This is a genomic window from Fischerella thermalis PCC 7521, assembly GCF_000317225.1.
GTDB classification, from domain to species: domain Bacteria; phylum Cyanobacteriota; class Cyanobacteriia; order Cyanobacteriales; family Nostocaceae; genus Fischerella; species Fischerella thermalis.
Genome location: NZ_AJLL01000005.1, coordinates 262,932 through 271,929 on the forward strand (window position 1 = coordinate 262,932; position 8,998 = coordinate 271,929).

6 protein-coding genes are annotated in these 8,998 nt (G+C 41.7%); 2 read left to right on the forward strand and 4 right to left on the reverse strand.

The window, feature by feature from the left end:
- The first annotated feature begins 86 nt into the window (after window positions 1-86).
- The gene (locus UYK_RS0101290; RefSeq protein WP_016870762.1) at window positions 87-353 is read left to right on the forward strand and encodes a hypothetical protein; all 267 of its coding nucleotides are present in this window, start codon (window positions 87-89) and stop codon (window positions 351-353) included.
- Window positions 354-437: 84 nt separating this feature from the next.
- Window positions 438-659, forward strand: coding sequence for a hypothetical protein (locus UYK_RS25860; protein WP_009455285.1), 222 nt, complete (start codon window positions 438-440; stop codon window positions 657-659).
- Here the strand turns inward: UYK_RS25860 and nifX are convergent.
- From nifX to glgX, 4 genes are all read right to left on the reverse strand, one after another.
- Window positions 610-990 carry a nitrogen fixation protein NifX gene (nifX, locus tag UYK_RS0101295; protein WP_009455286.1) on the reverse strand — a complete coding sequence of 127 codons (381 nt, stop codon included), beginning with the start codon at window positions 988-990 and terminating at the stop codon, window positions 610-612. The genes UYK_RS25860 and nifX overlap by 50 nt on opposite strands.
- Before the next feature lie 736 nt (window positions 991-1,726).
- Window positions 1,727-4,555 (reverse strand): malto-oligosyltrehalose synthase, encoded by a 2,829-nt coding sequence (gene treY, locus UYK_RS0101300; RefSeq protein ID WP_016870763.1) that lies wholly within the window; start codon window positions 4,553-4,555, stop codon window positions 1,727-1,729.
- A gap of 131 nt (window positions 4,556-4,686) precedes the next feature.
- Window positions 4,687-6,516, reverse strand: coding sequence for a malto-oligosyltrehalose trehalohydrolase (gene treZ, locus UYK_RS0101310; RefSeq protein WP_009455288.1), 1,830 nt, complete (start codon window positions 6,514-6,516; stop codon window positions 4,687-4,689).
- 78 nt (window positions 6,517-6,594) lie between these two features.
- Window positions 6,595-8,745 carry a glycogen debranching protein GlgX gene (glgX, locus tag UYK_RS0101320; RefSeq protein ID WP_009455289.1) on the reverse strand — a complete coding sequence of 717 codons (2,151 nt, stop codon included), beginning with the start codon at window positions 8,743-8,745 and terminating at the stop codon, window positions 6,595-6,597.
- Window positions 8,746-8,998 lie beyond the last annotated feature (253 nt).

The window sequence follows — 8,998 nt, forward strand, 5'->3', positions numbered from 1 at the left end:
TTGAGCATCGTCGCCCATGCCGAAAGCAAATTTCTGCACAGTAGAGCAATAATCGAATAATTAGCCGGATTTGATACTATTGCCTCTTGCCTCACATTAAAGAAGTGCGGGTACAATTATTTCTATCTAATGAGGTGACAAATATTTACTACTTATTTTTTGTGGGATTGTGTAAAAAGGGGATAGAAAATGAACCACCAAGACGCCAAGAACGCCAAGAATTGAGTTTTTCAATTAGAAAAGAAAATAAAATTATCCTGCTTTCTCTGCAACGCCATTTTGTGATTTATATTACACAACGATGTCATACTAGTGGAAATGTGACAACCGTAAATGGTTTTCGTCCCCGTTGAGGGGAAGTGTTATGGAAAGAGTTCACATCTGGAATGATTACAGGAAGAGGGTTCTAGACCCCCTAATCGACACACTCCTGAAAAATGGAAAAATTTTTCCAAACGCGATTGCGAACATTGTCTCGCTTGGTAGATGCTGATTGGCGATCGCCTTCCAAAAAGCCGATTTATAACCAACGTCTTGAGGTTGTTTATGAACACAACAACATTCGCTACAAATGTGAAAGCGATCGCAAATTGACAGATATCATATCAATTAACTTTTTTGTATGGCTTTACGTAACCACGGTGGAGGATTACCTTTGAGAGTTTGCACTAATTTATTCAGAATACTGATAATCTCTTCTTTATCTGACTGTGGTCTGACTGGCATAATACCTCTTTTAATTAACTTAGCAGCGGGAATACCACCAATTGATGCCACGTAGACAATAGTACAGTCAGCTAATGCCTCAATCTTGGATGCTGTTTTATCTTCACTTTCAGCATCTTTATCTTTATTAGAACTACCAGCAAATTTGAGGGTTTCTATAAATTTATAACCAGTATCTGAGATTTCATAAATATCTGCTTCTTGTGCCCATCCGAAGTGAGCATTAACATGAACTCTATCACTGGTTGCGAAGGCTATTTTCATTCTAACAATCCTCTCCTGAAGTTAGGAGTTGTAAATTATTAAGTGAGTCAATAGTTCAAAATTTACGCTCAATATCACTATTGACTCTTAAAATTTACTGCATAAATCAGGTAACATAACCTACTTTTATCGAGTTGTTGCAGCGTCTTCTTTATCTACACAAGGGTGATACATCTTTGACACTGTCTTTTTGTTTATAAGAAAGTGTGCTTGTAACCCATACTTTTTAATTCCCCTAACGTTAGCATAGCACATTGCAAACTATCTAGCGATTTTAAATGTTAAAATTACCTGATTTTTTTTATCGAACTTGATGTTTTTTGGTGGATACAATCAGGTAAATAAAATAGATTAAATTGAGGATAATTGCTGTATTTGTATTTACAATTAATCTGAAGAAAGGGAATTTTCAGTCAATAATTGCGTAGTTATTTCTGTGCTTTTAGGTTGATTAATTTTAATGTGTTCAAAATGGCGATGAGAATTACTCCTAAGACTACTAAAAATACAGATATACCAATAATTTGCTCGCGAGGAATTTCCAGTACACCACGTAAAATTACTTCTCTTAAATGTGCTATTAGGCGGGATATGGCCTAGTGCAGGATTTCAGCTTACAACAATTCAAAAACATCCTGCTTTCTCTGCAACGCCTTTTTTCTGAAAAATTTCCACGCAGAGCATGGCAACAATAATACTCTGTGTGGAAACAAGATAACTTGTTTTACTTCGTCTCCTATTTGTTACCTTCTGTTTCTTGTAATGCTGCTTCTGCTTGATTAACCAACAATGCTACGGGGAACTGTTGCAAAATTTCCCGCAGCCAGAGGGTATCTTCGCCTTGCACTTTCTGTCCGGTGATGGCGTCATACCAAACATCAGAGGAACCAGGAGGAGGAACAATGCGGGTTTCGTGCCAAACTTGTTCACCTAAAGGATACTCGCCTTCTTTAACTAGGGAGGTGAGAAAACGAGGAGCGATCGCAATTATTCTCTTGTCTGGTAATTCTCTAGCAAATGTCACAACATGGCTTTTTAAGCTACCTGCGACTGACAATTTGACATAGGTTCCCTTTTGGAATACATCTAAGTGTTCTCGCCTTGCTTGCAAAAGTTTATATGTCAGGAATAGCTTAATTCGTCCATCTTCTGGGGTTTGCAGTAGTTCTGTTATTAAACCTGATATGTCTTGTGCTGCTTTGGTTTTAATGTCTTGCAGATATTGTTTGCGGATGTCAAAATCCACCGGACGACGGTTATCCGGATCTACCATACTCAAATCCCAAAGTTCCGATCCTTGATAAAAATCTGGCAAACCCGGGACAGTAGCTTTCACTAAAGTCTGGGAGATAGAATTTAAAATGCCGTAGTGTTGGATTTTGCGCTGGAAGGGGCGGAAAGCCTCGAGAAATGGGTTTTTCTGAGGATCTTTCAAGACGCGATCGGCAAAATTGGTGAAGGCGTTTTCATAAGCTGTATCTGGTTTAATCCATTCTGTGTGGACTTTGGCTTCACGAATTGCCTTAATAATATATTGTTGCATCCGTTCTACAAAGCTAGGATATTCTTCGTCGTTGTAGGGAAAAGCACCGATCAACGATTGGTAGAAAAAGTATTCATCGTTAGGAGTTGGTACATCCTGTCCATCAATAGTTTCTTTGTAGGGAGCATTGATTTCCCGCCACTGTTTGAGATGATTTTCCCACTCTTGGGGAATTTCCGACAAAACATTTATACGTGCGCGCATGTCTTCACCACGTTTAGTATCGTGGGTGGAAGTTGCATTCATCGCATGGGGCCATTGAGAAGAACGCTGTTGATTAAACAGATGAAAATCTTCTAGAGAAATACCAAAATGTGTAGGATGAGAACCAACTTCATTGAGGGAGATCAGGCGATTGTAGACATATAAAACTGTATCTTCTACACCTTTAGCCATCAATGGTCCGGTAAATTGTTGTAACCGCATCAAGAAATGCAACCATTGTTCCTGATCTTCTGGGGAGAGGTGTTCGTCAATGTCAAGGACAAGAAACTTTTCAATAAAGCTTAATTCGTTGAGGAAGTTGGGAATATTCTTTTTAGCTTGCGTCATTACTTGCTGAATATATTCCCGATCTGCTTTGCTAGCCCCAGCACTATTAATATAGGTGCGATAAACAGGAAACAGCGCTAAAATTTCTACCAACGCAGCTTTTAACCCATACATAGTAAAGTCGCTAGCATAGCGATAGCGACCGGAAATTTGCTTGAGTAAGTGAGCTAAATTATCAATATCTCCTGCTAAGTGTTTACTAATAATTAACCTTTTGTTTTGGTCAATTAATTCTTCACAAGAAACTTTTCTACCCAAAAAGCGCTGATAAATAGTATCAAATTCGGCTGCTGTTGATTGTTGGCAGAAAATGCCATTTACTTGATTGAGAAAGTCATAACCTGTTGTGCCTTGAATTGGCCAATTGATGGGCAATTCTTCATGAGGTTCAAGAATTTTTTCCACAACTAAGTAAGCTTCCGGAGCATGTTCACGTAGTCGATTAAGATACTGGGTAGGATCATAAAGACCATCAATATGGTCAATTCTTAATCCGCTGATTGTTCCCTCTTGAACTAATTTTAAGATACAGGAATGTGTGGTGTCAAAAACTTTTTCATCTTCGATTTTGAGCGAAATTAGATCATTAACAGTAAAAAAACGTCTGTAATTGAGTTCTTCATTGCCAACTTTCCAGTAAGCAAGGCGGAAAAATTGTTCGTTGAGTAGGTTTTCTAAATGATTAAAACTTTCAGGTTTTCCGGGTTCACCATTGAAAACACAAATATTTTCTTGAATAAATTTCTTGACTTCAGGACTATCATTCCACAGTTCCCATAACATGCGTTTGATAATCACAATTTGGTCGTAGCGTTCTCTACCTTCCTCTCCTGATGGAATGTATTTCAACATGTAGAGAACACTCAAAAGTTTCATGAAATCGGGATGATCTCTGCCTAATTTATCCCGTATACGTCCCAAATCGTAGGTAAGAACTTGAGAGTAAGATTCGATGCGGATGGGAAATTTGAGTGAGTAGTAATTAATAGTTAAACCATTTTCTTCGTATTGGAGTTGTAATTCACCACTTTCTAAGCAATCACCACAAAATTTCCCTAAAAAAGGTGCAAGTACTTTACCTTGATTTTCGGGATAATGATGATGCCAATCAATATCAAAAAAGTCACGATATTGAGAGTCAGAACCATTTTCGAGAACATCTACAAGCATGTGGTTTTGACTATCAAAAGCCATGTGGTTAGGGACAATATCTTGTATCCAGCCGATGTTAAGATGCTTGAGTTCTGCGATTAATTCTGCAAATTTTTCTTTTCCACCTAATTCTGGATTAATTTCGTTGGGATTGACAGTATCGTAACCGTGAGTGCTACCTTTTTTCGCTGTCAAAATAGGGGAGGCGTATAAATTTGAAATTCCTAACTCTGCTAGATAAGAAGCGATCGCTTTACCTTGCTCAAAACCAAAACTAGGGGTGAATTGTATCCGGTATGTTGCTATAGGTATTTGCATGATTCCTAAATGGTTCTTTGTTGGTGGTTGTTTGTTGGTTGCTATTAAAGGCGCAAATACTTGCGCCCCTACAGGGTTTAGTGGTTTTTACGACACCAAACAACGAACAACAAACAATAAACAACACATGACTATTGACAGTAAATAACTACACTCTCAGGATGAAGTGCAAATGCTGACTGGGATTCGCCGTTTAGTATTTCGGGTAATGGGGAATTATCACCACCCCAAGCGGGATCAGCCGAGTCGAGTAGTTTTTTCCAGGTTCCACTAGGTATATTTGCTTTAATCTTAACAACTTCTGAGCTAAAGTTCAGCCAGCATAACACTTGGTTATCGTCACACCACCGCCGCAGCTGTAAAACTTTCTCTGGTTCTATTACCGATGCTTCTAGGTTGTTGCGATCTAAGTTAGCCAGTGCAGGAATTGTTCTGCGCAGTTCGAGTAACTTTTGATAAAACAACCATAACATCCGGTTTTTGCCCTCATGACGCTTTTCCCAATTGAGGCGCGATCGCTCCATTGTCTCTACTGCTTGTGGATCTGGTGCTTCTTGACCATAAACTTCAAAAAAAGCAGCAAATTCTGCTTTTCTACCTTCCCTTACACCTTTAATCAGGTCAGGGTCGCTATGACTCACAAAGTAGAGAAAAGGAGCAGTCTCGCCGTATTCTTCACCCATAAACAACAAGGGAACATAAGGAGATAACAGCACAGCTGCCGCAGTTAATTTTAACCCGTCAAAGGAGATGAGGGAGGTAAGGCGATCGCCCATCATCCTGTTACCTACCTGATCGTGATTTTGAGAACACACGATAAATTGTTGAGAAAGACAATCACTAGCATCGTTTCCGTGGTAACGGTGGCGATGGGGGGAGTAATCCCAGGCGTAGACAAAGCTGTGGCGATAGGCTTCGGCAAGCTGTTCTAATTGACCAAAATCTTTGTAGTATCCTTGATTTTCTCCTGTTAGTACAGTATGTAAAGCATGGTGAAAATCATCACTCCACTGGGCGTCAATTCCGTAACCACCCACCTGGGGAGGACGGATAATCCGGGGATCGTTCAAATCACTTTCGGCAATCAGGTAGCGTTTATAGGTTTGTTGCGAAACTTTAGCAACAGCTGCGGCAATCTCTGCCAAAATATGCTTAGCCCCAAAATCATAGATGGCGTGGACCGCATCGAGACGTAAAGCGTCGATATGGAAAGTTTCTAACCAGTAAAGGGCATTTTGGACAAAGTAATTCCGTACCCCATCACTGTAAGGGCCATCAAAATTAACTGCACTACCCCAAGGTGTTTTGTAATGATCAGTAAAATAAGTACCGAATCCCCAAAGATAATTTCCTTCCGGGCCAAGATGGTTATATACAACATCTAAAATGACAGCCATACCATATTGATGGCAGGCGTCAACCAATTTCTTCAAACCATCAACGCCACCATAGGAATTTTGCACTGCGTAGGGAAAAGTGCCATCGTAACCCCAGTTGCGATCGCCTGGAAATTGAGCAACAGGCATAATTTCAATCGCATTCACCCCTAACTCCAGCAATTCGGAAATCCGAGGAATTATTGCCTCAAACGTCCCTTCTGGAGTAAAAGTGGCTACATGCAATTCGTAGATGACCATTTGCTCTAAGGGAATTCCTCGCCACTCGCTGTCATTCCAAGTAAAGCTGCTGTGGTCAACCACTTGCGAAGGCCCGTGAACCCCCTCTGGTTGAGAACGAGAAGCGGGATCAGCTGTGTCTTTTTGACCAGACAACTGGTAAAAATAGAGACAACCAGGCTCAACGTTATTCACAGTTCCGTGCCAATAACCCCATTCATCCTTTTGCAGGGGGATAATTTTTTCGGCTGGGGCGACAAGGTGAACAGCAACCTCGTCAACTAAGGGTGCCCAGAGGGTAAAATTGCAAGTGCGATCGCCTAAATATTGAGAGCCGATATGCATGTTAGTTGTTGGTGGTTGGTGGTTGGTGGTTGGTGGTTGGTTGTTGATCGTTGATTGTTCCAAACAACAAACAACAAACTAATCCTCATCATCACGAGAAACTTTGCCCAGACGTTGCAACATGACAAGCGATCGCGCTTCTACTTGTACAGGTTTATCTTCTATGTAACGTTTACCGCGTTGCACAAAACGGGGTTTGGTAGTATCGATAATAGTCAGCCATTCCCAATCTTGTAGTCTGTGGGGAATTTGAAATTCCACCATTTCGTAGTGGGCGTTGAAGAATAACAAAAAGCTATCATCAATAATCCGTTCACCCCTTGGTCCTGGTGTGGCTATTTCTTCGCCATTGAGGAAAATACCGATCGCTTTGGTAAAACCATCGTTCCATTGTTCCTCGGTCATTTCGCCACCGTCGGGGTTAAACCACAGGATGTCATGCACACCAGAACCGTGAATAGCACGCCCTTGGAACCATTTACGTCTGCGGAACACAGGATGTCTGCGACGTAAGTCAATTAATTGGCGGGTAAAATCTGACAGTGCTTCGTTTTCTTCTTGTAAGTCCCAGTCGAGCCAGGAAATTTCGTTATCTTGACAGTAGGGGTTGTTGTTACCGCGTTGCGATCGCCCCATTTCGTCACCCATTACTAACATGGGTACGCCTTGGGAAAGAAACAGGGTTGCCAAAAAGTTCCGGAGTTGCTTTCGCCGCAGACGCAATACTTCTAAGTTATCTGTTTCCCCTTCCACACCGCAATTCCACGAACGGTTGTGACTTTCTCCGTCTCGGTTATCTTCGCCATTGGCTTCGTTGTGCTTTTCGTTGTAACTTACTAAGTCATAAAGAGTAAAACCATCGTGAGCGGTGATAAAGTTAATGCTGGCACTGGGATTGCGACCGTTAAACTGATACAAATCAGAACTGCCTGTAAACCGATAAGCAAATTCTGCCATGCGGCTGTCTTCCCCACGCCAAAAGTCCCGCACTGTATCGCGATACCTACCATTCCACTCCGACCACAACAGTGGAAATTCGCCTACTTGGTAGCCTCCTTCACCCACATCCCAAGGTTCGGCAATTAATTTCACATCTGCGATCACTGGGTCTTGGTGAATGATATCAAAGAAAGCTGCCAGACGATCGACTGCGTATAATTCCCGTGCTAGTGCCGATGCCAAGTCAAAACGGAAACCATCAACATGGCATTCCAACACCCAATAGCGTAGACTATCCATGATTAATTTCAGCACTTGGGGGTGGCGGACATTGAGAGAATTACCACAACCAGTAAAATCCATGTAGTAACGGCAATTGCCATCAACTAGGCGGTAGTAAGCAGCATTATCAATACCACGCAGAGATAAAGTAGGTCCCATGTGGTTCCCTTCACCTGTGTGATTGTACACCACATCCAAAATCACCTCTATCCCAGCATTATGTAATGCCTTCACCATCTGCTTAAACTCTCTCAACTGCTGCCCCAGAGAACCACTCGCGCTATAACCAGAATAGGGAGCTAGGTAGGAAAGAGAATCGTAGCCCCAGTAATTTTTTAAACCTTTGTCTACTAAATGTCCGGGATATGCGAGAAAATGATGGATCGGCATTAATTCCACTGCCGTCACACCCAAAGATTGCAAATGAGAAATCGCCGCCGGGTGGGCGAGTCCAGCGTAGGTTCCGCGTAGCCTGGGGGGAATTTCCGGGTGTAGCTTTGTAAATCCCTTGACATGAGTTTCATAAATAATCGTCTCATGCCAGGGAACTTGCAGTAATTCGTCTCCTTCCCAATCAAAAGACTCATCGACAACAACAGATTTGGGAACTAAATGAGCGTCATCAAGGTCAGAAAATCCTAAGTCTTGGCTTGGATCACTCCAACAATAACCAAAAATTTCTTCACCAAAACGCACATCGCCATCAATTGCCTTAGCGTAGGGATCAATTAATAGTTTGTGGGGATTAAAGCGATGTCCTTCTTCAGGAGCAAAAGGGCCGTGTACTCTAAAACCGTACCTTTGACCAGGGCCAATACCAGGGACATAACCATGCCAGGTGAAGTTAGTGACTTCTTTGAGTTCTAATCGGGTTTCTCGCCCTTTTTGATCGAACAGACACAATTCTACTCCTGTAGCATGTTCAGAAAAAAGAGCAAAGTTTGTACCCTTACCATCCCAGGTTGCTCCCAGAGGATATGGTCTACCAGGCCAGAGTGAGAAGTACATACGGTCAAGCTCCTGTTGCAGATTTATCAGGCAGGATAACTGAGCTAACGCGCGTTACAAAATATTGCCAAGCACAACACGCCCTAGCTTCTTGCAGTATCTCAAATCCTATGCTAAACAAAAAGTTTTGTAACTCAACCTGTTGATGGAATTTTCACTCACTCACACCAGAATGACATCCCCATAAATAGTGAATTGTGTCAAATTTTTCTGCGATCGCGTAGACAATTTTGCTACATCCCCAAAGAGTCAA